General features: G+C 63.7%; 25 protein-coding genes, 1 tRNA gene and 1 pseudogene. 15 read left to right on the top strand and 12 right to left on the bottom strand.

Features of this window, described 5'->3' with window-relative positions:
- The first annotated feature begins 106 nt into the window (after positions 1-106).
- Positions 107-391 (top strand): SCP2 sterol-binding domain-containing protein, encoded by a 285-nt coding sequence (locus NKJ12_RS11955; protein ID WP_352478267.1) that lies wholly within the window; start codon positions 107-109, stop codon positions 389-391.
- Positions 392-451: 60 nt separating this feature from the next.
- Here the strand turns inward: NKJ12_RS11955 and NKJ12_RS11950 are convergent, their stop codons facing one another.
- Together NKJ12_RS11950 and odc2 are read right to left on the bottom strand one after the other, a co-directional pair.
- Positions 452-1,015, bottom strand: coding sequence for a GNAT family N-acetyltransferase (locus tag NKJ12_RS11950; RefSeq protein WP_352702960.1), 564 nt, complete (start codon positions 1,013-1,015; stop codon positions 452-454).
- A 265-nt stretch (positions 1,016-1,280) separates the two neighbouring features.
- Positions 1,281-2,414: an ornithine/lysine decarboxylase gene (gene odc2, locus NKJ12_RS11945; protein ID WP_352702819.1), complete on the bottom strand. Its 1,134-nt coding sequence runs from the start codon at positions 2,412-2,414 to the stop codon at positions 1,281-1,283.
- 564 nt (positions 2,415-2,978) lie between these two features.
- Here odc2 and NKJ12_RS11940 point away from each other — a divergent pair.
- From NKJ12_RS11940 to NKJ12_RS11925, 4 genes are all read left to right on the top strand, one after another.
- Positions 2,979-4,178, top strand: coding sequence for an amidase (locus tag NKJ12_RS11940; protein ID WP_352702817.1), 1,200 nt, complete (start codon positions 2,979-2,981; stop codon positions 4,176-4,178).
- 1 nt (position 4,179) lies between these two features.
- Positions 4,180-5,079 carry a LysR family transcriptional regulator gene (locus NKJ12_RS11935; RefSeq protein ID WP_352688077.1) on the top strand — a complete coding sequence of 300 codons (900 nt, stop codon included), beginning with the start codon at positions 4,180-4,182 and terminating at the stop codon, positions 5,077-5,079.
- A gap of 86 nt (positions 5,080-5,165) precedes the next feature.
- Positions 5,166-5,834 carry a DUF1007 family protein gene (locus NKJ12_RS11930; protein WP_254816980.1) on the top strand — a complete coding sequence of 223 codons (669 nt, stop codon included), beginning with the start codon at positions 5,166-5,168 and terminating at the stop codon, positions 5,832-5,834.
- Entirely contained in the window at positions 5,831-6,985 is a 1,155-nt protein-coding gene (locus NKJ12_RS11925) for a nickel/cobalt transporter (protein WP_352506400.1), read from the top strand. The genes NKJ12_RS11930 and NKJ12_RS11925 overlap by 4 nt, the downstream gene beginning before the upstream one ends.
- A 25-nt stretch (positions 6,986-7,010) precedes the next feature.
- On the opposite strand, the gene denD is transcribed toward NKJ12_RS11925, so the two are convergent.
- The 4 genes from denD to NKJ12_RS11905 form a co-directional block, all read right to left on the bottom strand.
- The gene (gene denD / locus NKJ12_RS11920; protein WP_352702815.1) at positions 7,011-7,988 is read right to left on the bottom strand and encodes a D-erythronate dehydrogenase; all 978 of its coding nucleotides are present in this window, start codon (positions 7,986-7,988) and stop codon (positions 7,011-7,013) included.
- Between the two features lies 1 nt (position 7,989).
- The gene (locus tag NKJ12_RS11915) at positions 7,990-8,196 is read right to left on the bottom strand and encodes a hypothetical protein (protein ID WP_254816978.1); all 207 of its coding nucleotides are present in this window, start codon (positions 8,194-8,196) and stop codon (positions 7,990-7,992) included.
- 62 nt (positions 8,197-8,258) lie between these two features.
- Positions 8,259-9,242, bottom strand: a complete 984-nt coding sequence (locus NKJ12_RS11910) for a cation diffusion facilitator family transporter (RefSeq protein ID WP_352702813.1) — start codon at positions 9,240-9,242, stop codon at positions 8,259-8,261.
- A gap of 111 nt (positions 9,243-9,353) precedes the next feature.
- The gene (locus NKJ12_RS11905) at positions 9,354-10,040 is read right to left on the bottom strand and encodes a GNAT family N-acetyltransferase (RefSeq protein WP_352702812.1); all 687 of its coding nucleotides are present in this window, start codon (positions 10,038-10,040) and stop codon (positions 9,354-9,356) included.
- Positions 10,041-10,122: 82 nt separating this feature from the next.
- On the opposite strand from NKJ12_RS11905, the gene NKJ12_RS11900 reads away from it, so the two are divergent.
- Together NKJ12_RS11900 and NKJ12_RS11895 are read left to right on the top strand one after the other, a co-directional pair.
- Positions 10,123-11,307 (top strand): pyridoxal phosphate-dependent aminotransferase, encoded by a 1,185-nt coding sequence (locus NKJ12_RS11900; RefSeq protein ID WP_352702810.1) that lies wholly within the window; start codon positions 10,123-10,125, stop codon positions 11,305-11,307.
- 22 nt (positions 11,308-11,329) lie between these two features.
- Positions 11,330-11,710, top strand: coding sequence for a YciI family protein (locus NKJ12_RS11895; RefSeq protein ID WP_352702808.1), 381 nt, complete (start codon positions 11,330-11,332; stop codon positions 11,708-11,710).
- Positions 11,711-11,732: 22 nt separating this feature from the next.
- Here the strand turns inward: NKJ12_RS11895 and NKJ12_RS11890 are convergent, their stop codons facing one another.
- Together NKJ12_RS11890 and NKJ12_RS11885 are read right to left on the bottom strand one after the other, a co-directional pair.
- Positions 11,733-12,488, bottom strand: a complete 756-nt coding sequence (locus NKJ12_RS11890; RefSeq protein WP_352688061.1) for an SDR family oxidoreductase — start codon at positions 12,486-12,488, stop codon at positions 11,733-11,735.
- 222 nt (positions 12,489-12,710) lie between these two features.
- Positions 12,711-13,457 carry a tellurite resistance TerB family protein gene (locus NKJ12_RS11885; protein ID WP_352702806.1) on the bottom strand — a complete coding sequence of 249 codons (747 nt, stop codon included), beginning with the start codon at positions 13,455-13,457 and terminating at the stop codon, positions 12,711-12,713.
- A 276-nt stretch (positions 13,458-13,733) separates the two neighbouring features.
- Between NKJ12_RS11885 and NKJ12_RS11880 the strand changes: the two genes are divergently transcribed.
- Positions 13,734-14,099: a Cif family virulence factor gene (locus tag NKJ12_RS11880; RefSeq protein ID WP_352702804.1), complete on the top strand. Its 366-nt coding sequence runs from the start codon at positions 13,734-13,736 to the stop codon at positions 14,097-14,099.
- Between the two features lie 16 nt (positions 14,100-14,115).
- Here the strand turns inward: NKJ12_RS11880 and trhO are convergent, their stop codons facing one another.
- Entirely contained in the window at positions 14,116-15,036 is a 921-nt protein-coding gene (gene trhO, locus NKJ12_RS11875) for an oxygen-dependent tRNA uridine(34) hydroxylase TrhO (RefSeq protein WP_502905705.1), read from the bottom strand.
- A gap of 169 nt (positions 15,037-15,205) precedes the next feature.
- On the opposite strand from trhO, the gene NKJ12_RS11870 reads away from it, so the two are divergent.
- Positions 15,206-15,844 carry a 2-dehydro-3-deoxy-phosphogluconate aldolase gene (locus NKJ12_RS11870; RefSeq protein ID WP_352702801.1) on the top strand — a complete coding sequence of 213 codons (639 nt, stop codon included), beginning with the start codon at positions 15,206-15,208 and terminating at the stop codon, positions 15,842-15,844.
- Between the two features lie 41 nt (positions 15,845-15,885).
- Here the strand turns inward: NKJ12_RS11870 and NKJ12_RS11865 are convergent.
- The 3 genes from NKJ12_RS11865 to NKJ12_RS11855 form a co-directional block, all read right to left on the bottom strand.
- A tRNA-Gln gene (locus NKJ12_RS11865) sits at positions 15,886-15,959 on the bottom strand.
- Positions 15,960-16,042: 83 nt separating this feature from the next.
- Positions 16,043-17,902 (bottom strand): peptidoglycan L,D-endopeptidase MepK, encoded by a 1,860-nt coding sequence (mepK, locus tag NKJ12_RS11860; protein ID WP_352702799.1) that lies wholly within the window; start codon positions 17,900-17,902, stop codon positions 16,043-16,045.
- Positions 17,903-18,261: 359 nt separating this feature from the next.
- Complete coding sequence (locus tag NKJ12_RS11855) at positions 18,262-19,824, bottom strand: sigma-54-dependent transcriptional regulator (protein WP_352702796.1); 1,563 nt, start codon at positions 19,822-19,824, stop codon at positions 18,262-18,264.
- Positions 19,825-19,976: 152 nt separating this feature from the next.
- Between NKJ12_RS11855 and NKJ12_RS11850 the strand changes: the two are divergent.
- The 6 genes and pseudogenes from NKJ12_RS11850 (at position 19,977) to NKJ12_RS11825 (ending at position 26,171) form a co-directional block, all read left to right on the top strand.
- Positions 19,977-21,811: pseudogene (locus NKJ12_RS11850) on the top strand (M3 family oligoendopeptidase).
- 390 nt (positions 21,812-22,201) lie between these two features.
- Positions 22,202-23,011, top strand: a complete 810-nt coding sequence (locus NKJ12_RS11845) for a helix-hairpin-helix domain-containing protein (RefSeq protein ID WP_352702794.1) — start codon at positions 22,202-22,204, stop codon at positions 23,009-23,011.
- A gap of 157 nt (positions 23,012-23,168) precedes the next feature.
- Complete coding sequence (locus tag NKJ12_RS11840) at positions 23,169-24,320, top strand: aminodeoxychorismate synthase component I (protein WP_352702793.1); 1,152 nt, start codon at positions 23,169-23,171, stop codon at positions 24,318-24,320.
- Positions 24,269-24,931, top strand: a complete 663-nt coding sequence (locus NKJ12_RS11835; RefSeq protein WP_352702791.1) for an aminotransferase class IV family protein — start codon at positions 24,269-24,271, stop codon at positions 24,929-24,931. Before NKJ12_RS11840 ends, NKJ12_RS11835 begins: the two co-directional genes overlap by 52 nt.
- 17 nt (positions 24,932-24,948) lie before the next feature.
- Positions 24,949-25,236: a YciI family protein gene (locus NKJ12_RS11830; protein WP_352702789.1), complete on the top strand. Its 288-nt coding sequence runs from the start codon at positions 24,949-24,951 to the stop codon at positions 25,234-25,236.
- Positions 25,233-26,171 carry a heme-dependent oxidative N-demethylase family protein gene (locus NKJ12_RS11825; protein WP_352702788.1) on the top strand — a complete coding sequence of 313 codons (939 nt, stop codon included), beginning with the start codon at positions 25,233-25,235 and terminating at the stop codon, positions 26,169-26,171. The genes NKJ12_RS11830 and NKJ12_RS11825 overlap by 4 nt, the downstream gene beginning before the upstream one ends.
- The last annotated feature ends 106 nt before the right edge of the window (positions 26,172-26,277 follow it).

Raw genomic sequence — 26,277 nt, 5'->3', positions numbered from 1 at the left:
GCGACCGTGATCGCGAAATGCGCAAGACGGCGACTTCGGCCAGATCGAAGTGTCCCGGATCGAAGTGCCAATGTGCGACAAACGCAACGAGACGAGGAGAACCGCCATGGGCGTTCAGGAGATTGCCGACAAGATCAGCGCGCGCGTGGCGAGCGCCGGGTTCGACCGTTCCGTGAAATTCGACACCGGCAGCGACGGCGTCATCGTCATCGACGGCGCCGATGTCTCGACCACCGATGCGCCGGCCGATTGCACGATAAAGCTGTCGCTCGACGATTTGGACTCGCTGATCTCAGGCGATCTCAACCCGACCATGGCTTTCATGTCCGGTAAGATAAAGGTCGAAGGCGACATGAGCGTCGCCATGGCGCTCAGCCAGCTGATCGGCTGATCCACTCCGGTCCGGAATGAAAACAAGCCGCCGTGCAATGGGCGGCTTGTTTCTGATCCGTCACGCAGCGAGCGGCAGCCGCTGTGCCTTCAGCTTGCGCCCGGCCGCCTTCAGCGTGCCTTGCGCGCCGTCGAGCGCGCCTTCCACCAGTTCCAGCGCCAGCAAGCGGTGCCGTTCGTAAGGTCCAGGCATGGCCAGCGAACCGGTCTTTTCGGCCGAGAACCCGAAGCGCTCGTAGTAGGGCGCGTCGCCGACCAACAGGATCGCCGCATGGCCAAGGCGCGCGGCCTCAGCGACCGCGTGGTGCATCAGCGCCGAGCCAATGCCGGCATTTTTCAGCGCCGGGTCGACCGCAAGCGGGCCGAGCAGCAACGCTGCCTTGCCGCCTTCGCCCAGCACCACGTCCCACAGCCGTACCGTGCCGGCAACAGTGCCCGACGCGTCGCGCGCGACAAAGGCCAGGCCCTCCGACGGCCGGCGGCCGCGCCGCAGCTTTTCCGACGACTTCTTCCGGCGCTTCGGCCCCATGGCGCGATCGAGCAAAGCCTCGCGCGATGCAATATCTGCCGCAGTTTCGGCGACGATCGCAAAAGCGCCGGTTATCTCCCCCCTTGAGGGGGAGATGTCGCCGCAAGCGACAGAGGGGGTCGGCACGTCCTGACGCGACACCCTATCGTGGACGAAGAACGTCGGCGCTTCACGCGCGGCGACCCCCTCTGGCCACTTCGTGGCCATCTCCCGCTCAAGGGGGGAGATTCCCGCGGCGCCTTCAACAATGAAATCTACAATGTCCATTTCCGCGATCCTTCACGAGCGGAGATCTGTTCCACAGGCGAACCCGGGGCGGGCGACAGGCGCCCACCTCGGGGTGATCTGAGGGCCGAAGCCTTCAGATCACGTAGGATCGGAGAGGCTCGAAGCCGTTGAAGGCGACCGAGGCGTAGGTCGTCGTGTAGGCGCCGGTGCCCTCGATCAGCACCTCGTCGCCGATGGTCAGCGACAAGGGCAGCGGATACGGCGTCTTTTCATACATCACGTCGGCCGAATCGCAGGTCGGGCCGGCGAGCACGCAAGGCGCGGTCTCGCTGCCGTCATGCGCGGTGACGATCGGATAGCGGATCGCCTCGTCCATCGTCTCGGCGAGACCGCCGAACTTGCCGATGTCGAGGAACACCCAGCGCACATTGTCGTTGTCGGCCTTCTTCGAGATCAGCACTACCTCCGATTTGATCACTCCGGCATTGCCGACCATGCCGCGGCCCGGCTCGATGATCGTCTCGGGGATGGCGTTGCCGAAATGCTTCCTGAGCGCCGAGAAGATCGCCTGGCCATAGGCCTGCGCCACCGGCACATCCCTGAGATAGCGGGTCGGGAAGCCGCCGCCCATATTGACCATCTTCAGCACGATGCCTTCGTCGGCCAGCGTCGCGAACACCTTCTTGGCATCGGCCAGCGCGCGATCCCAGGCAGTCAGGTCGGTCTGCTGCGAGCCGACATGGAACGACACGCCATGGGCGTCGAGGCCGAGCGCCTTGGCATGGCGCAGCACGTGGACCGCCATCGCCGGCACACAGCCGAACTTGCGCGACAGCGGCCATTCGGCGCCCTCGCCGTCGGTCAGGACGCGGCAGAACACACGGGCGCCGGGAGCAGCACGTGCGATCTTCTCGACTTCCTCGACGCAGTCCACCGCAAACAGCCGGATGCCGAGCTGGTAGGCGCGCTGGATATCGCGCTCCTTCTTGATGGTGTTGCCGAAGGAGATGCGGTCCGCCGGCGCACCGGCGTCCATCGCCATCTCGACTTCGGCAACGGAAGCGGTGTCGAAGGACGAGCCCATCGCAGCAAGCAGGCGCAGGATTTCCGGCGCCGGATTTGCTTTCACCGCATAGTAGATTTTGGAATCGGGAAGCGCCTTCTCGAAGGCGCGGAAATTGTCGCGCACGACATCGAGGTCGACGACGAGGCACGGGCCGTTCGGACGTCGGGTGGCGAGAAAGTCAAGGATGCGCTGGGTAGCCATCGGGTCTCTCCATCAGCGCCTTTCGGCGCGCACAAAGGCTTGCGGACGCGGGCCCTCGGCCTCGCGAACACGCGGTGGACAAAGGCGGGACGTCAAATCCATGGAACCAGCCGGTGGAGACCCCGGAACCATGAAGCGCCGTCTCGCGGCGGTGAACCTTGGCCTTGCCCGGCCTCGGTTCGCTTTGTCTGCCTTGGCTTGGATGGGAGACCCGTCCGCACTGCCGGCAATGAAGGTGTGCCTCTTCAGTAACCCCGGTCTTTGGACGACCGGCAGAACACCAGAAAGGCCCGCACCGTCGTTGCTTCAAGGTGTCCTCGGTTGGCGGTTGGCCGCTAAACCGACTGGAGGGGTTGGCTCCAGTTACCTTACCGATTGCCCTCACCATTCGAGGATCGGCGGACACCCACAGGCACGTGCGACTTTGGGCAAGCGCGATATAAGATCGAAAGATTTCACAATCAATAAAAATCGTATGGCAGGTTGTAAAATTTGTGGCATCGAACAATGCTGCGGCAACCAGAAGAAAAATGCTGCGGCAAGCACATTCCGGATATCGAACGCATGACAGGCACTCGCGGCCCGCTGAACGCTTTTCTCGACCTTGATCCAATCCCTGTAGCCAATGCGCAATCCGGCCCGCTTGCCGGCTTGCGGCTGGCCGTCAAGGACATCTTCGACGTCGCCGGCTACCGCACCGGCTGCGGCAACCCGCAGAAGTACCGGGACGCTTCACCGGCCATGGCGACCGCGCCGGCCGTCCAGGCGCTGCTTGATTCGGGCGCGCGCTTCGTCGGCAAGACGCAGACCGACGAACTCGCATTTTCCCTGCTTGGGCTGAACGCGCATTTCCCGTCGCCGGTCAACCCGGCAGCACCCGACCGCGTCACCGGCGGCTCGTCCTCCGGTTCTGCCGCGGCAGTTGCCGGCAGGCTTGCCGACATTGCAACCGGATCGGACACCGGCGGCTCGATCCGTGCGCCGGCAAGCTTCTGCGGCCTGATCGGCCTCAGGACGACGCATGGCCGCATCTCGCTCGACGGCGCCATGCCGCTGGCGCCTTCGCTGGACACGTTCGGCTGGTTCGCAAGCGACATCGTCATCTACGAAAAAGTCGGCACGCTGCTGCTCGGCGACGATCCGCATCGCCACGAACTGAGGCGCCCCATCGCTCTCGATGCACTAGACGGCCTCGTGCTCGGCACGCTGGAGGCCGCGGAATATCGCTCGATGATCCGCAGTGTCGCGTCCGTACTGGGCGCACCGCGCACCGTCGGCCCGCTGTCGCATTCCACCGACGATCTCTATTGGTGCTTCCGCAAGCTGCAAGGCTATGAAGCCTGGCAAAGTCACGGCGCCTGGATCGCCGGCGGCGACCGCATGCTGGGACCCGGTGTCAAGGAGCGTTTCGAGCACGGCGCGACCATCGACGCGGCAACCGCACAACGTGAAACGGAACGTCGCGTTTCGTTTCGCCTCACGCTTGCCGGCCTGCTTGGCGATGACGGCGTTCTTGTGCTGCCGACCGCGCCGGGTGCCGCGCCGCTCAAGGCCGCGTCATTCGACGATTTGCAGGCCTATCGCGAGCGCGCGCTGAGATTGCTGTGTCTTTCCGGCCTGTCCGGCTTTCCGCAGATCACGCTGCCGCTCGGCAAGGTCGGCGGGGCGCCGTTCGGGCTTTCGCTGCTCGGTCCGAAGAACAGCGACCGGCAGTTGATTGCGCTGGCCGCCCGCATCCTTTCAGCCCACCAAGGAGGCGCATGACATGGATACGCTGACCCGCATGCGCGCCTTCATCGACGTGGTCGAGGCCGAAGGCTTTTCGGCGGCGGCGCGCAAGATCGGCCGCTCGAAGGCGCTGCTGTCGAAATATGTGCGCGAACTGGAGGACGAACTCGGCGCGCTGCTGCTCAACCGGACCACCAGGCAGTTCTCCCTGACCGAGGCGGGCCACACCTATTACCGGCGCGCCTCGGAGATCGTGCGCGAGGTCGACAGCCTTGCCGATGCGGTGCGCGAATCCTCCGGCGACGTGCGCGGCAGGATCAAGCTATCGGCGCCGCGCACTTTCGCCGACGCGCCGATCGGCCAGTCGCTGATCGACTTCGCCAAGCAGCATCCCGATATCGTACTCGACGTTCAACTCGACGACCGTTTCGTCGATCTGGTCGAGGAGGGCTTCGATCTGGCGGTGCGCATTTCGCGGCTGGAAAATTCCTCGTTGATCGCCAGGCGCCTGGCGCCGTTTTCGGTGCGGCTTTGCGCGTCTCCCGAGCTGATCGCCAAGCACGGCATGCCGGTCAGGCCGCAGGATCTTGCGCGTGTGCCTTGCATTATCGACACCAATGGCCGCTGGCTGACCAACTGGCCTTTCAAGGGCGACAGTGGCGATACGGTGAGCGTTTCGGTCTCCGGCCCGATGGAGGTCAACAGCCCGATGACGGCAAGGGCGGCGGCCGTGGCGGGCTTGGGGTTTTCCATCCTGCCGGATTTCATCGCCGCGCCCGACATCGAAAGCGGCAAGCTGGTGACTGCGCTGGATGACCGCATCCTGCCTGGTGGCGGCATTTTCGCCGTCTATCCGCACCGGCGCTATCTGCCTGCGAAAGTTCGCGTTTTCGTCGACTTCCTGGTGCAGTGGTTCAAGGCGCTGGACAACGCATGAGCTTTCAGCCGCCTTGCGGTCCCATTTTCGCCCCCTTTCTGGTAACTGTCGGCAATTCACCGAAGCCGATTGAATCGCGACCGAGAATGCACCTGAAACAGCAAGCCATCATGCTGGCTTCGGCCTTGACCGCGACGTTTGCCGCCGTCGGACCGGCTGAGGTGCATCCCCACGTCTTCGCCGAAGCCCGCCTCGAAGTGGTCCTGGGCCCGGATCACCAAACTGTGAAGGCATTGCGCCATGTCTGGCGGTTCGACGATTTGTTTTCGAGCACGGTGATGATGGAGTTCGACAAGAATTCCGACCTGAAGCTCGACGACAAGGAGCTGAAGGATGTTGCCGACACCGTCCATGCCTCGCTTGCCGAATTCAACTACTTCCAGCTCGTCACCGTCGACGGCAAGGACGTGGCAATGACCCCGCCGCCGCATCTGATGGCCAATTTCGATAATGACCAGCTGATCATCCTGTTTGAATCCGAACCGAAGGTGCCGATCAAACTTAGCGGCAAGATCGATATCGGCGTCTACGATCCGACCTTCTACACCGCGATCGATTTCACCGAGGATGCCAATCTGCAGGTCGATGGCTTGCCGCCGGCCTGCACCAGCAAGGTTGTCCGCCCCAACCCGGACGAGGCGATCGCCGAAAACCAGAAGACCCTGACCGAGGCCTTCTTCAACGATCCGACAGGTACCGACATGAGCAAGATCTTTGCCACCAAGCTCGAACTGACCTGTCAGCCGGAAGGATAGATCCAGTGGCGAAACCGTCCCTGCGTTTGGCATTCGGTCTTCTGGCCGCCGCCTTTGTGATGACGCACTTTCTCGGCTCCGCCCACGCCCAGAGTTCGCTGGGCATCGGCACCAATGACGGCATGGCTCCAACCGCCACCGGCCCGTTCGCCCACATCCTGATGTGGATCAATCTGCGCCAGCAGGAATTCTATCATGCGCTTGCCGGCGCGATGAAGGCGATGCGCCAGGATGGCAGCAGGCTGTGGCTGCTCATCGGCCTGTCCTTTGCCTATGGCATTTTCCACGCCGCCGGCCCCGGTCACGGCAAGGCGGTGATCTCGTCCTACATGGTGGCCAATGAGGTGGCGCTCAAGCGCGGCATCATGCTGTCCTTCGTCTCGGCCCTGCTGCAGGCGCTGACCGCGATCGTGGTGATGCTGCTCGCCTATTTCGTGTTGCGCGGCACCGCGATATCGATGACCGACGCCGCATGGTTCCTCGAAATCATGAGCTATGTCTTCGTCACCCTGTTCGGCGCCTGGCTGCTTTGGCGCAAGGCCGGCCCGGCCATCCTTCGCCTGTTCGGCGCAAGCCCCGGCTACAGCCTCTCGGCTGCCCATGCCGGCCATTCACATGCCGGCCATTCACATTCCGCGCATGCCCATGCGGCACATTCCCACGCGCTTCATGCGCATGACGATCACGACCATGCGCACGACCATCATGACCACGGCGCACACGACCACGCCCATGCTGCGCACGATCACCACAGCCATGCGGCGGGCGAGGTCTGCGAGACCTGCGGCCACTCGCATGCGCCCGACCCGGCGCTGCTTTCCGGCGATCGCTTCGATTGGCGCACGGCCTGGTCGGCTGTCGCTGCCGTCGGCATCCGCCCCTGCTCCGGCGCGCTGATCGTGCTGAGCTTCGCCTTGCTGAACGGGCTATGGTTCGGCGGCATCCTGTCGGTGCTGGCCATGGCCCTCGGCACCGCAATCACCGTCTCGGCCCTGGCAACGCTTGCGGTGACCGCCAAGAACTGGGCGGTGTATTTCGCCGGCGACGGCCGCATGGGCAACCGCATCCATTCCTTCGTCGAGATCGGCGGCGCCGCCTTCGTCTTCCTGTTCGGCCTGCTGCTGCTCTCGGCCAGCCTGACCGGCGCCTGACCTCGTTGCGTCCGATCGGAGCGCTTTAACTAGGGATATTGCCGCCCAACTCGTCCTCGATATGGACGCGTATGATCTCGTCGAAGCTCGTCTCGGCGGCAAAGCCAAGGTCCCTCGAGCGCTGCGCCTCGAAGCGTGTCGGCCAGCCCTTGACGATAGCCCAGATCGTCTCGTCGGGCTCCTCGCGGATCAGTTTCACCGCCTTGGCGCCGGCGACACGCTCCAGCGCTTCGATCTGCTCGCCGACGCTGACGGCGACGCCCGGCATCGTCAGGTTGCGGCGCGGTCCGACGGCGGCACCGTCGATCTGAGCCGCATGGATCAGGAAATTCACCGCCGAACGCGGGCTGGCGTGTGTATGGATGACCGAGCGCGGCACCGGCAGGATCGCTTCATGGCCGCTCAGCGGCTCGCGGATGATGCCGGAGAAGAAGCCCGAGGCCGCCTTGTTCGGCTTTCCCGGCCTGACGCAGATGGTCGGCAGCCTGATGCCGATGCCGTCGAAGAAACCGCGGCGCGTATAGTCGGCAAGCAGCGCCTCGCCGATCAGCTTCTGCGTGCCGTAGGAGGTCAGCGGCGTCGGGTGGAACTCGTCCGGAATGACGTCGGGAAACGGTGCGCCGAACACGGCGATCGACGAGGTGAAGACGACGCGCGGCGCAAACCCCGCCAGCCTTATGGCATCGAACAGCGCCCTTGTGCCGTCGAGATTGACGCGGTAGCCGAGATCGAAATTGGCCTCCGCCTCGCCCGACACCACGCCGGCGAGATGAAAGATCACGTCGGGGCGCAGCGCGACCAGATTTGTCGTCGCGCCCGGCGCGGCAAGGTCGCCGGTGTGGGGGGTAATGCTGACACCTTCGAGCACCGGTGCTTGCGGCGGCACGATATCGTGAAGATCGAGCGCGGCGATCTTGCGGCCGCCGAGCGCCCCGTCCTTGGCCAACCTGGCGATGAGTTTGCGGCCGACCATGCCTGCCGCGCCGGTAATCAGAATGCGCATGTCACTTTCCCTTTTTGCGCTGGCTGCGGCTACGCAGCCAGAACACGACGAAGATTGCCACCATGAAGATCGCCGCGACGACGCCGGCAAGAACCGTCGAGATCTTGCCGACCGCCAGCATCACTGTTGGAAGATTATAGGCTGCGATGCCGAACAGCAGCAAAACCCAGGCGGCGCCGATCGCCGCATTGCGAGTGTCGCGGTCCATCACGCGGCACCAGGGCGGCGAGAGTTCATGTCGATCGTTGCCAATGCCCAGAACTCCCGAAGTCAGTGATAATGGCCGCGGTGCGCTGCCGTGTCATGCGCATGCTCGTGCTCGTCATCATACTCATGTCTGTCTGCACATTGACCGAATTCCGGTTCGACCGTGGCATGGGCTATGCCATGTTCCGCCGCAAGCCGCTTCTTGATCGCGCTTACCGCCATATGCGCGTCGACGCCGTCATTGAGGCAGGCATGCAACGTCGCCATGTTGCTGGAGCCGTCGAGCGACCAGACATGCATGTGATGTACCTCGCGCACGCCCTTGATCGAACCTTCGATGTCCCTCGCGATCAGGTCGCGGTCGAGGCTTGCAGGCACGCCTTCGAGCAGGACGTGGGCAGCCTCGCGCATCAGCGACCAGGCCGTGGACAGGATCAGCAGCGAGACCAGGACCGACAGGATCGGATCGATAGGTGTCCAGCCCGTCGCCAGGATCACCAGCGCCGCGACGATCGCCGCCGCCGAGCCGAGCAGATCGCCCAGCACATGCAAAATGGCGCCGCGCATATTCAGGCTGCCGCGGTCGCCGCCGTGCAGCACGTAGAACGAGCCGAGATTGACCAGCAGGCCGGCGATCGCGACGACCAGCATCGGCCCGCCGAGCACCGGAGCCGGCGCTAGCAAGCGGCCCCAAGCCTCGTAGACGATCCACAGCGCAATGGCGAAGATGGCGATGCCGTTGGTGTAGGCGACCAGCGTCTTGACCCGGCCGAAACCGTAGGTGAGGCGCACGGTCGCCGGCCGGCTCGCAAGATGAAAGGCATACCAGGCAAGGCCGAGCGCGACGCAATCGGCAAGCATATGGCCGGCATCCGCCAGCAGCGCCAATGAGCCGGTGAAGATGGCGCCCAGCGTCTCCGCAACCATGAAGCCGGCGGTCAAGCAAGCAGCGATCAGCACGCGCTTCTTGTCGGTCGAGCCGTGCACATGACCTGCGCCATGGCTGTGGTCGTGGCCCTGCGCAGCATGGTCGTGGGTATGGGCCATCTTTGAGCTCCCGCTAGAGCCTGATCCATCCCGGCAGACTCGGGAAGGCTCTGTCTTCATGTTTGACCATGATCTTATCCGAAAACCGGCGTCCACTTTTCGGGGTCATGGTCAGGCGCCGAACTCAGCGCGAAAATCCTCGAGCCGCCGCTTCTGCTGGCCGTCGCCCTCGAAATTGGCCGGATCGAGCCATGCCTCATAGGCTCTGCGCAATGCCGGCCACTCCTTGTCGATGATCGAGTACCACGCGGTATCGCGGTTTTCGCCCTTGACCACAAGATGCTGACGGAAAATGCCCTCGAACTTGAAGCCGAAACGTTCCGCCGCGCGCTTCGACGGCTCGTTGCGATTGTTGCATTTCCATTCGTAGCGGCGATAGCCAAGCTCGTCGAAGACATACTTCATGAACAGGAACTGCGCTTCCGTCGCCGCCGGCTTTCGCGAGATCAACGGGCCCCAATAGATGTTGCCGATCTCGATGACGCCGTAGGCGGCGTCGATGCGCATCAGCGTCTGGCGCCCGGCAACCTTGCCGCTGGCCTTGTCGATGACTGTGAAGAACAGCGGGTCCTCGCTGGCTTCGGCTTTGTCCAGCCAGGGCTGGAAGGCGGCACGGGTCTGCGGCGGGTAGTCGGGCAGCCAGGCGAAGCGGCCATCTATGTCGGGCACCGAAGATGCTTCAAACAAGCCGTCGCCGTGCTTTTCAGCGTTAAGCGGCTCAAGCCTGACAGTTCGTCCCTCCAGCACCTTGCGTTCCGGCCGCGGGCGCGGTTGCCAATTCTTGAGATTTTCCGACACGCGAAGCTCCGATCCGTTGACTTTTTCGGGCGGACGCTCACAAAAACGCACGCTCGCTGAAAGAACCACACGGACGGGAAAAATGCTCCACACGATTTCGGCCTTCGACCGCCTCGGCGAGGAAAATGCGTTCGCGGTGCTCGCGCGGGCGACATTATTGGCCCATCAAGGCCGCGACATCGTCAATCTCGGCATCGGCCAGCCCGACTTCAAGACGCCGCAGCATATCGTCGAGGCGGCGATCAAGGCGCTGCGCGACGGCCATCACGGCTATACGCCGGCCAACGGCCTGCTGGCGACGCGCGAAGCGGTGGTACGCCGCACACTGGCCACCACCGGCGTCGAAGTCTCGCCGGAAGCGGTGATGATCCTGCCCGGCGGCAAGCCGACCATGTTCGCGGCGATCCTGATGTTCGGCGAGCCGGGCGCCGAAATTCTCTATCCCGATCCCGGCTTTCCGATCTACCGCTCGATGATCGAGTTCACTGGCGCTGCCCCCATCCCGGTGCCGATGCGCGAGGAGAACGGCTTTGCCTTTTCGGCTGCGGAGACACTGGCGCTGATCACCCCGAAGACCAGGCTGCTGATCCTCAACTCGCCCGCCAACCCGACCGGCGGCGTCACCCCCCGAGCCGAGATCGAGAAGCTGGTCAGGGGCCTGGAAGCACACCCGGACGTCGCCATCCTCTCCGACGAGATCTACGACGTGATGACCTATGACCGCGAGACGCACTGTTCGCTGCTCACCTTCCCCGAAATCCGTAATCGGCTGATCGTCCTCAACGGCTGGTCGAAGACCTGGGCGATGACCGGCTGGCGCATGGGCTGGTCGATCTGGCCGAACGGCGACAAGGGCGCGCATCTCTATGACAAGGTGCGCAAGTTGGCGGTCAATTGCTGGTCCTGCGTCAACGCGCCGAGCCAGTATGCCGGCATAGCCGCCATCGACGGCCCGCAGGACGACGTCGACAAGATGATGCGCGCCTTCGACCGCCGCAGGAAGGTCGTGGTTGAGGGGTTGAATGCCTTGCCGGGCGTTTCATGCATCACGCCGAAAGGCGCCTTCTATGCCTTCCCCAATGTTTCCAAGACCGGCTGGAAGGCCAAGAAGCTCGCCTCGGCGCTGCTCGATGATGCCGGCGTGGCGCTGATCGGCGGCCCCGACTTCGGCATTCTCGGCGAAGGCTATGTCAGGCTGTCCTACGCGAATTCCGAAGAGAACATCCTGCGCGCGCTGGAGCGGATCGAGGCGTTCCTGGCGAAGTGAGGACGACGAAAGGAGACGCCAGATGTTCTATGCCATTCTTGCCTATCACGAGGAAGAAGCGATCACGGCGCTGACGGCTGAGCAGGATGCGGCGCTGATGACCGATCTTCTCCAGATCAACGATCGGCTCTACCGTCAAGGCACCCTTGGGCCTGCGGCCCGGCTCGGCGCGACACAAGACGCCTGCACCTTGCGCGGGCCAGGCCCCGGAATGGTTATCGACGGCCCCTTCGCCGAGACCAAGGAACAATTGCTGGGACTCTATGTTGTCGACTGTGCCAACCGTGACGCCGCTATCGACATTGCGCGCGACCTTCGCCGCGTCAATCCGACCGCCGTCTACGAAATCCGCCCGATTTCGCTATATTTACCCGGCGTGCCGCTTCCGGTCACCCGGCCCTGATTTAGGACCGGTTGAGACTAACTTAGCCTCGCCCGACAAATGGCATCTTCGTCGCCATCACGGTCATGAACAGCACGTTGGCGTCGAGCGGCAGGCTGGCCATATGGAGGACCGCATCGGCGACGCGCTCGACATCCATCACCGCTTCGGCGGCAATGGTGCCGTTGGCTTGCGGCACGCCGACCGTCATCGCTTGCGCCATGTCGGTCAGCGCGTTGCCGATGTCGATCTGACCGCAAGCAATGTCGAAGGGCCTGCCGTCCAGCGCCAGCGTCTTGGTCAGCCCGGTGATGGCGTGCTTGGTCGCCGTATAGGGCACCGAGCCCGGCCGTGGCGCATAGGCCGATACCGAGCCGTTGTTGATGATGCGGCCGCCCATCGGCTGCTGCCTGCGCATGGCGCCGAACGCGGCGCGAGCACACAGGAACGAGCCGGTGAGATTGACCCCGACGATGTCGTTCCACACTTCGACCGGGATGTCGTCGATCAATGTCGATTTGTAGCTCGTGCCGGCATTGTTGAAGAGCAGGTCGACGCGCCCGAAAGCCGCTGCCACCGTCTCGAACAGATCGTCGACCTGATCGGCCTTGCTGATGTCGCAGGCGAAGGCCAATGCCTTGGCCCGCGTCGGCCCGGCCGCGGCGATCGCATCCTCCAGCACCGGCTTGCGGCGACCGCAGAAGACCGTATTCCAGCCGGCCTTGAGCAGCGCTGTGGCGACGCTCTTGCCGATGCCCGTGCCGGCGCCGGTGACGATGGCGGTTTTATAGTCGGTCATGGCTGTACTCCCTGAAAGGGATGAGGCATCGCAAATGGCGAGAACCATGGCAAGCCGGCCCAAAGCCTGTGCTCACAAAAAGGGCGGCCGTTGGCGACCGCCCCTGATCCGAACCGGGCATGGGAGGAGGAAAGCCGATCCGACTGCCTGAAATCATGCGCTTCCGCGGTTAACGAGAAGCTAACGCCAACGGCGCCGAGTTCCCAGGCTTCCTCTTTCGAGCTACCAGCGCGAGCCTGCGACCGGCTTGGCTGTGCTGCCCGCTGCCGGCACCTTCGCCGCCGTCACCGTCGCCTCGACATGGTCGACCAGTGCATCCGGCAGGCCGAGACGGCCGGCAAGCAGGTCGAGATAGCCGCGTTCGGCCCGCGTGTCCGGATCGATGGCAAGACGCGAGGCGGTGTAGAGTTCCAGCTTTTGCGCATCGGTCTTGGCCCCTGCGATCAGCACATCCAGATCGAGCGGCGCCTCCAGTTCCGACATCAGGAATTTCTCCGCTTCGGCGCCGACGCCGGCGAGGCTGAGCTTGCCGGCGATCTTCTGCCGCTCTTCGTCATCGACGTGGCCGTCGGCCTTCGCCGCCGAGATCATCGCCCTGACCAGCGTCAGCGTGAATTCGTCTTCGCCCTGCGGCGCTTGCGACGGATGGAAGGCGGTATCGGCCGGCGGCGGCAGCAATTCCGGTTCGCCTGCAGCTTGCGTCTCGGCCGGCGCGTTGCCGTTCTTGTAGTTCTGGTAGGCCTTGTAGGCGAGGCCGCCGATCGCAGCCAACCCACCAAGCTTCACCGCCGCACCGGTGACCCGACGGCCTGGGCCGGTTCCGAGCAGCACCGCGGCCAGCGCACCGGCGGCAAGCGGATTGTCCTTGGCCATCTGCACCGCCTGCCCAGCCTTGTCGCGAACGGTCGATCCGGTGCCAGGAATTTGCGAGCCGAGCAGATCGTCGAGGAGCTTCTTGGGATCGAACATCTATGCCTCCAGAATTGGCCCGGCCGAAGGTGCGCGGGCAGGTTTGGACGTCGAAGACCTAGGTCCCGCAGTTTGACATTACAATGACGGGGTGCATCCTTTTGCCCGCTGCCACGCATGACCTCGCACCGACATCTGCTGGGATTACACGCAGAAATCAAAGAGCTGCAGCCTCCTTCCGCGCCCAAAAACACGTGGCGCTTTGGACATTGGACGTGTCGAAACCGCCCTCGACTTCGACTAATGTCGCGGCATGCCGCTTGAGAGGAGCCTGGCATGACCGATGAGACTGACCGCGAACCGGCACGCGACCCCCAGGAACTGGAGCGCCTGCTGATTTCACGGCAATGGATCGGGGATATTGACGGCATGGCCGCGCTTTTTGAGCCGCATGCAGTCATCGACAGCGGTGGCGGACAGCTGACGTTCGGCCGCGAAGCCATCCGGGCGCTGTTCGCGGAGATCACCGCAACCGGCCGAAAATTTCAATCCGGAGATCAGCGTCCCGGCTGTCGTCAATGGCGACCTGGCGCTCACCTCGACCCGGCTTCCCGACGGCACGATCACCACCGAGGTCGCGCGCCGGCAGAACGACGGGACATGGCTGTGGGTCATCGATCGATTCGCTGTTGCTTGACGTGAAGTTGCTTCACGTGAGCTAACTTCCGATGTGGCGGTCGCCGCGTGCTTGCGCCAACTCGACCTGGCGCTGGCGCTCGGCGTAACGGGCGCGATCTTCGTCCGAGCGGGCATCGAAGCAATGCGGGCATGAAACGCCGGTAGCATATCTCGGCGACAGCCGGTCTTCTGCGGCTAGCGGATGCCGACAGGCGCGGCAGAGTTCGGCCTCGCCTTCGACCAGCCCGTGCGATACCGAAACGCGCTCGTCGAAGACGAAGCATTCGCCTTGCCAGAGGCTCTGTTCGGCGGGCACGTCCTCGAGATATTTCAGAATGCCGCCCTTGAGGTGGAACACATGCTCCAAACCGAGCGACTTCACATAGGCCGTCGCCTTCTCGCAGCGTATGCCGCCGGTGCAGAACATGGCGACCTTGCGCCCGTCGAGCTCGTGCCGATGCTGCTCGACCCAGGCCGGGAATTCGCGGAAGCTGTTGGTGGCGGGATCGACGGCGCCCTTGAAGGTGCCGAGCGACACCTCGTAGGCGTTGCGCGTGTCGATGACGATGGTACCCGTATCCGAGATCAGTGCATTCCAGTCGGCCGGCGCGACATAGGTGCCTGCACCTGCCGCCGGATCGATTTTGTCCACGCCCATGGTGGCGATCTCGCGCTTCAACCGCACCTTCATGCGGTGGAACGGCATCGTTGCGGCGCTGCTGAATTTGATCTCGAGGCCGGCGAGACCGTCGATGGATTCGAGATGATCGATGAGCGCGGCGATTGCCGTTTCACTGCCGGCGACCGTGCCGTTGATGCCCTCACGCGCCAACAGCAGCGTGCCTTTGATGCCCCGCGCGCAGCAGAAGGCAGCAAGCGGCGCGCGCAGCGCCTCGAAGGTGTCGAGCCGGGCGAAGCGGTAAAGCGCGGCAACGCGGAAGGGTTGGCTGGGCAGTGTCATCACCAAGCCACTAAACGCTCACGACAGCCGGATCAAGGCAGAGCCTGGAGTGGTCTGACCGCGGAGGTTTCGAACACCACGCGTGACATCGCGACACGCCACGTTTCGTGGACAGAAAAATCGCCTTCTGCTAACCGGTCGACTTGATCAACAGAGGAGATGAAGACGAATGCCCAGCACGACCGAAAAGCTCCTGTCGCTCCTCAACGGCCAGCCGGTCATACCGGTGCTGAAGATCGCCAATCTTGCCGACGCGGTGCCGCTGGCCCGGGCGCTGGCCCGCGGCGGCCTGGCGGCGATCGAGATCACGCTGCGCACCGCCGACGCGCTGGAGGCGATCCGCCGGGTGGCGGGCGAGGTTGAAGACGCCGTCGTCGGCGCGGGCACCATCCTGGACGCCCGCCAGTTCGGCGAGGCGGCGGCCGCCGGTTCGAAATTCATCGTCAGCCCCGGCATCACCCGCGAGCTTCTCGCGGCAGCCAAGGACAGCGACGTGCCGTTGCTGCCCGGCGCCATCACGCCGGGAGAGGTCATGGCCGCGCGCGAAGCCGGCCTGCGCTTTCTGAAATTCTTCCCGGCCGAACAGTCGGGCGGCATTGCCTCGCTCAAGGCTTTCGCCTCGCCGCTTGCCGACGTGAAATTCTGCCCGACCGGCGGTATCACCGGCAAGAACGCCGCCGACTATCTCAGCCTGCCCAACGTCATCTGCGTCGGCGGTTCCTGGGTGGCGCCGGACGATCTGGTCAAGGCCGGCAAATGGGACGAGATCGAAGCCTTGGCACGCGCGGCAAGCAAGCTCGGGCGCTAGCATCTTCTGCATCAAAGTCGCCGCCGATCTCGTTCGCCGGCTGGTTCCCGCTCATGGACTCGAACCACGATTCACGCCTTCAAAGGGCGCTGTCCTACCATTAGACGAAGCGGGAGAATGCTGACCGCTGGTTAGCATCCCGGGATGAAGGAAGCCAGTGTCGGCGTGGAGGCAGCCGCGCGAGGTGCCGAGCGCGGCCTACTCGGTCTTGAAGCGTGCCACCGACATGAACTTGACGGCCTTGCCGGTGAACCGGTTGGCGTCGGCCATCTCGTTGCCCGGCTGGAAGCCCACCGTATAGACTTCGCTCGGCGCCGTACGGACAAAGTCGTAGGCGTAGCGCGGCGCCGTTGTCGCATCTGAAACGGTTGCTACATACTCACCGCTGTGCAGCGCCCATCGGGCGGCCTGCGGCGCGGCGGCGACCACCACCGGCTTGGGGCCGGGTTTCAGGTCGCGGGCGGTTGCCCTGGGTTCCTTGCGTGTGGTCTTCACGCCTGCACCGATGACGGCAGCCGGATCGGAGCCGGCCGGGCGGGCAACGATGGCCTCGCGCGGCGATGCCCCGTCGTTCGATGCCCGGTCGTTCGATGCCCGGTCGTCGCTAGCCGGTTCCTCGAACACCGATGCTTGCTCGGAAAGCGACGCGACCTTGTATTCGTCGGTCGCGCTGACCCTTTCCAGAACGGCCTTGACCTCGTCGGGCTGGGAAGTGTCGGGCCGCGCCGACGGCAATACCGAGAATGCGTCGGTGGCGGTGTTGCTCCGCTCTGTCGCACTCGCCAGCGCCAGCAACACTTGCTTGTCCTGCGGCGCAAGACCCGCCGGCGACAGGTCGGCCGGCAGCGAATGATCGGGCCGCCAGCTCGGCACGGGAATGTTGTTTGCCGCGACCTGCACCGGGCCGGCCGCAGCAGACGCGTCTGCCATGCCGAACGGAACATTTGCCGGCGCCACGCTTGCCGGCGTTTGCGCGGTCGCCACCGCCTGTTCAGTCGATCCAGCCGCATCCGCCACGCCGAACGGAACGTTTTCAGGCGGCTGAGCGCCGACGTCGGTCTTCGGACGCGGAGCAAAATCCGGCAGCGGAATGCTGCGCGCCGGCAATGCCGCGATGATCGTCTCCGGCGTGTCGTTCTCCGGTTCAGGCGCCGGAGCATCGGCGACTTCCGGAATCTCGGCGCGCTTGGCATCCTGAGGCGCCACGATGGCAATACCAGGCAGGTTGCTGCTCTTGGCGGACGGCGCCGGCTTCACGTTACGGGGCTTTGGCGCCGGCTCGGCCATCGCCACATCGGCGCTGTCGTCCGCCTCGTCCTCGCCACCGCCGAACAAGGCTGCCAGGAACCCGTGGGATTTTTTGCCGCCGCTTGCGCTGGCCAGTTCAATGGCCGGCGCGCCGGCGCCCTTGCGGGCTTTGTAGGAGGCGAGCGCCTGTTGATAACCAGGCAGCGGCTTGCCGTCGCTCGGCACATGCAGCGTCTTGCCGTTGGGGAACACGCGCGCCAGTTCCTGGCGACTGATGCCGGGCCAGTGGCGCACATTGCCGACATCCATATGCACGAAGGGCGAGCCGGAGCTGGGATAGTAGCCGACGCCGCCGCCCTGCATCCTGAGGCCGATATCACGCAGCTTCTTCAATGGGACGCCGGGAATGTAGAAATCCATCGCCCTGCCGAGCATGTGCTGGCTCTTCTCGGCGACGCCCCTGCTGCGGCTGCGCAGCATCGAATTCGTGGCCGGCGAACGATAGCCGCAGACGACCTGGATGTAATCGGTGGCGCCGCTCTCCCGGTACGCTTCCCAGACCAGGTCCAGCAGACGCGGATCCATCTTGGTCGGCTCGTTGCGACGCCAGTCGCGCAGGATGATGTTGATCTTTCGCAAGCCCGCCTGGTCGTAGCGGCCGTTGCGCTTGTAGACGATCTCCGCCTTTTCATGCGTGTGGAGATGATAGAGCTTCAGCGAACGTGTCTCGGCGCTGGCGCCGGTTGCCGCCGCTGCAAGGAACCCGACGGCAACAATCACCGCTGCCAGCCATCTCGGCCAGACGCTCATGTGATAATGCCGCCCGTTTTCGTGTCGTTCGATTCTGTTCAAATCAAAAGGCCTTGCAGGCTGCCGTTTTGTCCCCGGATTTGACCAAACGGATGCGTGGTGTGTGCATCCGAATATCGATCCTAATGGTTAATCATCGCTTATTGAAGCCGAAATGCGGTAACACGGTGGCGATATCCCGCCAAAAATATTGCGCCGGATATCTTGGTAAACCGCTGGTTTAGATCATGTTTTGGCGCCAGCTCGAAACACGATCTGTTACCGTTCGCCTTAATACGTGAACACTGCGGCGAACACATCATTTCGAGGCGCAGTTGCGTGGAATGATGTCCGGATGAGAACCGGCTTGGCTCGGCGACTCAGGAAGCGAGCCGTTCGACGCGGCCGGTTTCCGGGTCGATGCCGTATTCCTTGAGCTTGCGGTAGAGCGTCGACCGACCGATGCCGAGGCGGCGGGCGACTTCGCTCATCTGGCCGTTGTAGTGATCGATGGCGAGCTTGATCATTTCGAGTTCGACCTCGGCCAGTGCACGCACATTGCCGCGCTCGTCGAGCGCCCGCAGCGTGCCGAAACGAGGCTTGGCCGGCGCGTCGGGCTCGGCCGCGGCGGCGCCGACGGCGGCCGGGACGTTATCACGCGGCAGGCTGCCCGAAGCCGATCCGGAAGCTGGCCACCCTGGAGCTGGCCCCACTGAATTGGGCAAGGCGATCCCCGAATCGAGATTGACGGTGCCCTCGACCTGCGCCCGGATCTGCGGGAATTCTTCTTCGGTCAGCATGTCGCCGTCGGCCAGCACCGAAGCCCGGAAGACGGCATTTTCGAGCTGCCTTATGTTGCCCGGCCAGTCATAGGCCTGCAGCATGGCAAGCGCCGCCACCGAGATGCCTCGCAGGCGGTGGCGCGGATCGGCGGGCGCCACCTTCTCCATGAAGTGCTCGACCAGATAGGGGATGTCGTCGCGACGGTCGCGCAATGGCGGCACGAAGATCGGATAGACGTTCAGCCGGTAGAACAGGTCCTCGCGGAACTTTCCGTCCTTGACCTGCTGCAGCAGGTTGCGATGGGTTGCCGAGATCAGCCTGATGTCGACCCTGACGGTCGAGCGCCCGCCAACCGGATCGACCTCGCCGTCCTGCACGGCGCGCAACAGCTTGACCTGCACGTCGAGCGGCAGGTCGCCGATTTCGTCAAGGAACAGCGTGCCGGTGTGCGCTTCGACGAACTTGCCGGTATGTTTTTCGGTGGCGCCGGTGAACGAACCCTTCTCGTGCCCGAACAGAATCGATTCGACCAGATTGTCGGGGATGGCGCCGCAATTGACGGTGACGAAAGGTTTCGAGCGGCGGTCGCCGCTGCCCTGGATGGCGCGCGCCACCAGTTCCTTGCCGACGCCGGATTCACCTTCGATCAGGATCGGAATGTTGGACGCCGCCGCCTTGCGGCCGAGCCGAATCACCCGATCCATCGCCGGACTGTGGGTGATCATGTCCTTGAACGTCAGATGGCCGCCGCGCTGCCGTGACGAGCGCTTCACTTCGCCTTCGAGCGCTTCGACCTTGAGGGCGTTGCCGATCGACGCCTGCAGCCTGTCGGGAGAGGCCGGCTTGACGACGAAGTCGAAGGCGCCGTGACGCATTGCCGAAACGACGGTTTCGATGCCGCCCTGCGCGGTCTGCACGATGACGGGAATGTGGATGCCACGCTCGCGCATCGCCTTCAGCACGCCGATGCCATCGAGCCCGGGCATCATAAGGTCGAGGATGACCACCGACACGTCGCGCGCATTGGGTCCGTCGACAAACTCGAGACCCGCCTCGCCGCCATCGGCGACGATCGCGGTGTGGCCGAATTTCGTCACCGCCGCCTCGAGCAGCCTGCGCTGCACGGGATCGTCATCGACTATGAGTATGGAAGCTGCCATGACTGATCCGACCGTGCCCGCCCGAGAATGCGCCCTATGGATCATCTTGGCACAGGGTTCTAAATAAGCTTTCAAAAAACCCGGTGAATGAATTCCTTAGGATTTGACCGGCTTCTCGTTTCCTCGAATTTTTGTGTCTGGAAGGATCGGCAATGCGCATGGTTTTTGCTCGAAAGCTGGCGGCGGCGCCCGGTCAGGGCGTGGCGGAGCTTGGCGACCTGCCGGAATGGAATCTGGCCGATCTCTATTCGGGCATGGAAGCGCCCGAGTTGAAGCGCGACATCGCCAAGGCCGCCGCCGATGCCATCGCCTTCGAGAGCCGTTGGAAAGGCACGCTCGCCGCCGAGGCCGGGCGTGGCAGCGCCGGCAGGCTTGGCGAGGCGCTTCAGGCCTATGAAGCGCTGGAGGAGTTGATCGGCCGCATCGTCTCCTATGCCGGCTTGTCTATGCCGGCAACACGTCGGATCCGCAGCGCGCCAAGCTCTATGGCGACATCCAGGAAAAGATGACCGATGCCAGCGCGCACCTGCTGTTTTTCGCGCTCGAGCTGAACCTCATCGACGATGGCGCGATCGAAACCGCACTCGCGGCCGATCCGGCCTTCGCCCATTACCGGCCCTGGGTGCTCGATCTGCGCAAAGACAAGCCCTATCAGCTCGAAGACCGCATCGAGCAGCTCTTCCATGAAAAATCGATCACCGGGCGCGGGGCCTGGAACCGCCTGTTCGACGAGACGATGACCGATTTGCGCTTCGACGTCGACGGCGAGGAGCTGACGCTGGAGCCGGCGCTCAATTGCCTGCAGGATGCAGACAGCGAGGTGCGCCGCCGGGCGTCCGAGGCGCTGGCCACGACCTTCCGCAAGAATTTGCGCGTCTTTACGCTGGTCACCAACACGCTGGCCAAGGACAAGGAGATTTCCGACCGTTGGCGCGGCTTCGAGGACATTGCCGATTCCCGCCATCTCGCCAACCGCGTCGAACGCAGCGTGGTGGATGCACTCGCCGCCGCGGTTCGCGACGCCTATCCACGCCTGTCGCATCGCTATTACGCGATGAAGGCGCGCTGGCTCGGCATGGAGGTGATGAACCACTGGGACCGCAATGCGCCATTGCCCGAGACCCCACAGGCGGTCATCGGCTGGGACGAGGCCAAGAACACCGTGCTTTCCGCCTACCAGCGCTTTTCGCCCGACATGGCGGAGATCGCCAGAACTTTCTTCGACCGCAACTGGATCGATGCACCGGTGAGACCCGGCAAGTCGCCTGGCGCCTTCGCGCATCCGACCGTGCCTTCGGCGCATCCCTATGTGCTGCTCAACTACATGGGCAAGCCGCGCGACGTGATGACGCTGGCGCACGAGCTCGGCCACGGCGTGCACCAGGTGCTGGCCGGCGGTCAGGGCGCCCTGATGGCATCGACGCCGCTGACGCTGGCCGAAACCGCATCGGTGTTCGGCGAAATGCTGACCTTCCGCTCGCTGCTCGAGCAGACCACCGACAAGCGCGAACGCAAGGCCATGCTCGCCCAGAAGGTCGAGGACATGATCAACACGGTCGTGCGCCAGATCGCCTTCTACGAGTTCGAGCGCAAAGTGCATGCCGAGCGCAGGAGCGGCGAACTGACCTCCGACAAGCTCGGCCAGTTCTGGTTGGAAGTGCAGGCGGAAAGCCTCGGGCCGGCGATCAAGCTGCGCGAAGGGTACGAGATTTTCTGGACCTATATCCCGCATTTCATCCACTCGCCTTTCTACGTCTATGCCTATGCATTCGGCGATTGCCTGGTGAACTCGCTCTACGCGGTCTACCAGAACGCCGAGCGCGGCTTTCAGGAGAAATATTTTGCCATGCTGCGCGCCGGCGGCACCAAGCATCATTCCGAGCTTCTGGCACCGTTCGGCCTCGACGCGGCCGACCCTGCCTTCTGGCAAATCGGGCTTAGCGTGATCAGCGGACTGATCGACGAGCTGGAAGCACTGGACAATTGATGCGCAACACTGGGTGATGCGCAACACCGGGTGACTGGGTTTTCCAGAACAGTTTAGCTGCAATGCATATTGGCGATGGTTCTATTCTTGTCTTGGATATTTGTTCTTAAATAACTTTCCATGGAAGTTTTCCGTTAGATTCCCGTAAGCTGTATGATAGCGTCCGCCCTCAAGCTCAGCCGGGCATGAATGGGTCCGGTCGGAAAATCCCGACCGGTCATGCGTGTCGGCGGATGCGACAACGGCTGTTGGCCAGGGGCAAACCGGTCGCCGACGGCTCGATCGAAGCCGGCTGTTCTGCAAATTGCGGAACCACCATCGAATGGTCCTTCGCCGAAGTCATGGCTCTACAGGCCAGGGCGGACGGATCGGACTGGAGAGAGAAAGATAATGGGCACTTTTTTCTACATGCTCCTGGCGTTCCTGGTAGGTGTGTTGGTTGGCTGGTTCATTTGGGGACGCCTGCGTGGCGAACTCGACAGTTTGCGCGGCGATCTAGACCGCACGCGCAGCGAACGCGACAGATTGCGGGCCGATAGCGACCGTCTGACCGGTGAGTTGGATGCATGCGGCCGTGCCCGCGCCGATCTCGAACGCCGGCTGGGCGAGGCGAAAACCACCCAGGCGCCAACCGCGAAGGCGGCAACAGCCAAGGCGCCAGCCGCCAAGACCGGCGCGACCAAAGCCGCGATGCAGGCGCCGTCAACGCTGATTTCGACATCCGCACCAGCCAAACCGGCGCCGAAGAAATCTGCAACGGCGAAGGCCGCGACCGCGCCACGCGCAAGTGCCGCGAAAACGGCAACACCGAAACCGCCTGCATCGAAAGCGAGCGCCGCGCCGACGACCGCGCCAGCGGCAAGCAAGGCTGCGCCAGCGGCAAGCAAGGCCGCGCCAGCTGCAAAGAAAGCCGCGACCGGCAAGGCAACAGCCACCGCGGCAGGCAAAGCCAACGATCTGCGTCGCCTGATCGGCATCGGCCCGACCAACGAGCGGCTGCTCAAAGGGCTTGGGGTCACGACCTATGCCCAGATCGCCGCCTGGACGCCCGACGATGTCAAGCGGATCGAGGCGACGTTGAATTTCGACGGCCGCATCGAACGTGAACGCTGGATCGAGCAGGCGAAACTGCTTGCCGCTGGTGACGAGAAGGAATTTGCGCGCCGCTTCCCGACCGCGGGGGAAGCCAGCAACACCTGATCCATCGCAAGGTGGCATTTTGGAACAAGGCGGCGCCCACTGGCGCCGCATTTGTTTTTGCCGCCGCGCCTTTGCGTCTTGAGACGCCGCTCCCTCGATTGCACACGGTCGAGCCCCCATATAGATCGATCGCTGGTGACCGCAGCATTCGAGCCTTATGTCCCTGCCCCTGCCCTTTGCAATTTTCAGGAACGACGAGACCGCGCGGCAGCTCGTTTTCGACCGGCCGGCCGAGATAATCGCAGCGCATGGCGAGGCGGACTTTTTGCCTGCCCTGGAAGCCGCGCAGGTAGCACATGACGGCGGCAAATGGCTGGCCGGTTATTTCTCCTACGAGGCCGGTTACCTGCTCGAACCCAAGCTCGTTCCGCTGCTGCCGGCCGGCCGCCGCGCCCCGCTTTTTTGCCTCGGCGTGTTCGATGCGCCGGTCGAGGAGACGGTCGCGCCAGGCGATCTGCCGGCTAGCAACGGCCCAATCTTCGACGCCAAGGCAGCCTGGTCTTCGGACGACTACGCCAAACGCTTTGCCAGGCTGCATGACCACATCCGCAAGGGCGACTGCTACCAGGGCAATCTGACCTTTCCGGTCCATGCGCAATGGTCGGGCGATCCGCTGGCCGCCTTCAACGCGCTGACCGAACGCCAGCCGGTGAAGTATGGCGCGCTGGTCGCGTTCGGCGATCCGATCGTCTTGTCGCGTTCGCCCGAACTGTTCTTCGAGGTCGACGCGGAAGACATGATCGAGACGCATCCGATGAAAGGCACTGCGCCGCGCGGCGCCACCAAGGCCGAGGACGATCGCCTGAAAGCGTTCTTGCGCAACGACGAGAAGAACCAGGCCGAGAACCGGATGATCGTCGATCTCCTGCGCAACGACATCTCACTGATCAGCGAGGTTGGAACGCTCGATGTGCCGGAGCTTTTTCGCATCGAGAGCTACCCGACGGTCCACCAGATGGTGAGCCGCGTGCGGGCAAAACTTTTGCCCGGCCTCGCCATCCGCCAGATTTTCGCCGCGCTGTTCCCCTGCGGCTCGATTACCGGCGCACCGAAGATCCGCGCTATGGAGATTCTGCGCGAGCTGGAAAGTGGGCCGCGCGATGTCTATTGCGGCGCCATAGGCTGGATCGCGCCCGGCGGCCGGATGCGTTTTTCCGTGGCGATCCGCACCATCTCGCTCTTTGCCAATGGCGAGGCGGTCTACAATGTCGGCGGCGGCGTCGTCTTCGATTCGACAGCCGAAGAGGAGTACCAGGAGTGTCTGCTGAAAGCCCGTTTCGCGACGGGAACACTGCCGATTTCGAACTGATCGAAACAATGCGCTGGGAACCCGGCTCCGGTTTCCTCCGTTTCGACCGCCATCTCGCGCGGCTCTACGGCTCGGCAAGCGAACTCGGTTTCGCCTGCGATCCGCAAAGGGTCGGCGAAGCGCTGATGAATGCGGTCGGCCGCCAACAGATCGTGTTGCGCACCCGCCTCGTCCTGTCGCGCAATGGCGAAGCAGCGGTTTCGGTGCAGCCCTACGAGCCGCTCGCCGCAGACAAGGTCTGGACACTTCAACTGGCACGGGTGCGGCTTGATCCGAGCGACACGCTGCTGCGTCACAAGACCAGCCGCCGACAACCCTATACGCGCGCCCGCGCCGAATATCTCGCCAGCCGCGCCGACGAGGTGCTGCTCGCCAATGAGCGCGGCGAAATCTGCGAGGGCACGATCACCAACGTCTTTGCCGATTTCGGCGACGGCGTGCTGGCCACGCCGCGGCTCGATTGCGGCCTGCTGCCTGGCGTCCTGCGCGGCGAACTGCTGGATCAAGGCCGCGCCGGTGAAGCGGTCTACACGTGGAACGAACTGCAATCGGCCAAGGCGCTGTTCGTCGGCAACTCGCTGCGCGGATTGATCCCGGCGCGGCTGGGCTGAAGCATCTGGAGACAACAATGTTCGTGGTTTCGCTGAACTACAAGGTGCCGCTGACCGAGATCGACCGCCTGCAGCAAGCGCATGTCGAGTGGCTGAAGGCCTGCTATGCGCAAGGTATCTTTGTCGCCTCCGGGCCAAAGCGGCCAAGGACCGGCGGCATCATCATCGCGCGCGGTCCACGCGAGGAGCTCGATGCCAGACTGGCGGACGATCCCTTCGCCAAGGCAGGTGCCGCCGATTACGAAATCACCGAATTCACGCCGAGAATGGCCGCTGCCGCACTGGAAGCCTACAAAGAAGCATGAGTTTCCGCACACCGACCCACACACCCTATGACGGCTCGTCGAAACTGTTCACCATCGGGCTGAAGCCGCTCAATCTCGATAGCTGGATCGAGGTCGACGAATATCTGCTGCCCTATCTTGCCGAGAAACGCCGGCTTTATGCGGAAATTCCCGGCAAGGTTTTTGTCGAGGAGCAAACAACGCGCGACGCTCAGCGCGAAGTGCTCGATCTGCTCGGTGCGCATCTGGCGGCGAACTTTCCTGAGACCCACAGGCGTACCGACAATGCGATCGAGGTGATCGGCGGCATCGACAATCTCGAGGGCTCAGGCACCTCAGCTTCTTTCAGCGATGCGCCGCTTGTCGCGGCCTCGTTGCTCGTGCAGGAGGATTTGATCCTGATGCGCCGCGACGACAGCGGCTGGCGTCTGGCCGCCGGCTCGCTCTGCTTCCCGTCGTCATGGTCGCTGACCGAAAAATTCGGCAAGCCGCTGCAGCAGATCCACGCGCCGGTACCGGGTTTCGGCCCAGGCACACGCCCCGCCGATCTCATCAACCGCATGTTCGACGGCCTCCAGGGCCAAGCCGTCGAGCGCTACAACTGGTCGATCCAGGCGGGCGACGCGCTCTACCATCCGCTCTCCAACCTCGAGCGCATCGATCGCGCCAGCAATCGCCCGTCGCGATTCCCGGACGGCGACATCGACGCCCATGCCTTTATCCGCGTCGAGCGGCAGACGTTGAGAAAACTCCCCGTCTCGGGCGACATACTCTTCACCATCCGCATTCATCTCGACCCGCTCGCCGTGCTGGAGCGCCACCCCGACCACACGCCGCTCGCAGCATCCTTGGCCGAACAACTTCTGGCGCTGGACGAGGCACAGCTCGACTACAAGGGGATGACCGCCGACCGTGACCGGCTGGTCGCGTGGCTCAGGGCGCTGGCGCTGTCCTAGTACTACAGTTGCTAGAGCAGTTCGTCGTTTCACGGAAGCGCCGAACCGCTCTATCTCTTTGTCCTTGCTTGTTCTTGCGCAATTCCGGACGGAAAACTGTTTCACA

This window comes from Mesorhizobium sp. M0195, from assembly GCF_040322115.1.
In the GTDB taxonomy this organism is placed as follows: Bacteria; Pseudomonadota; Alphaproteobacteria; order Rhizobiales; family Rhizobiaceae; genus Mesorhizobium.
Note: the sequence above shows the minus strand (reverse complement) of the source record. Positions and strands in the feature narration are given on the sequence as shown.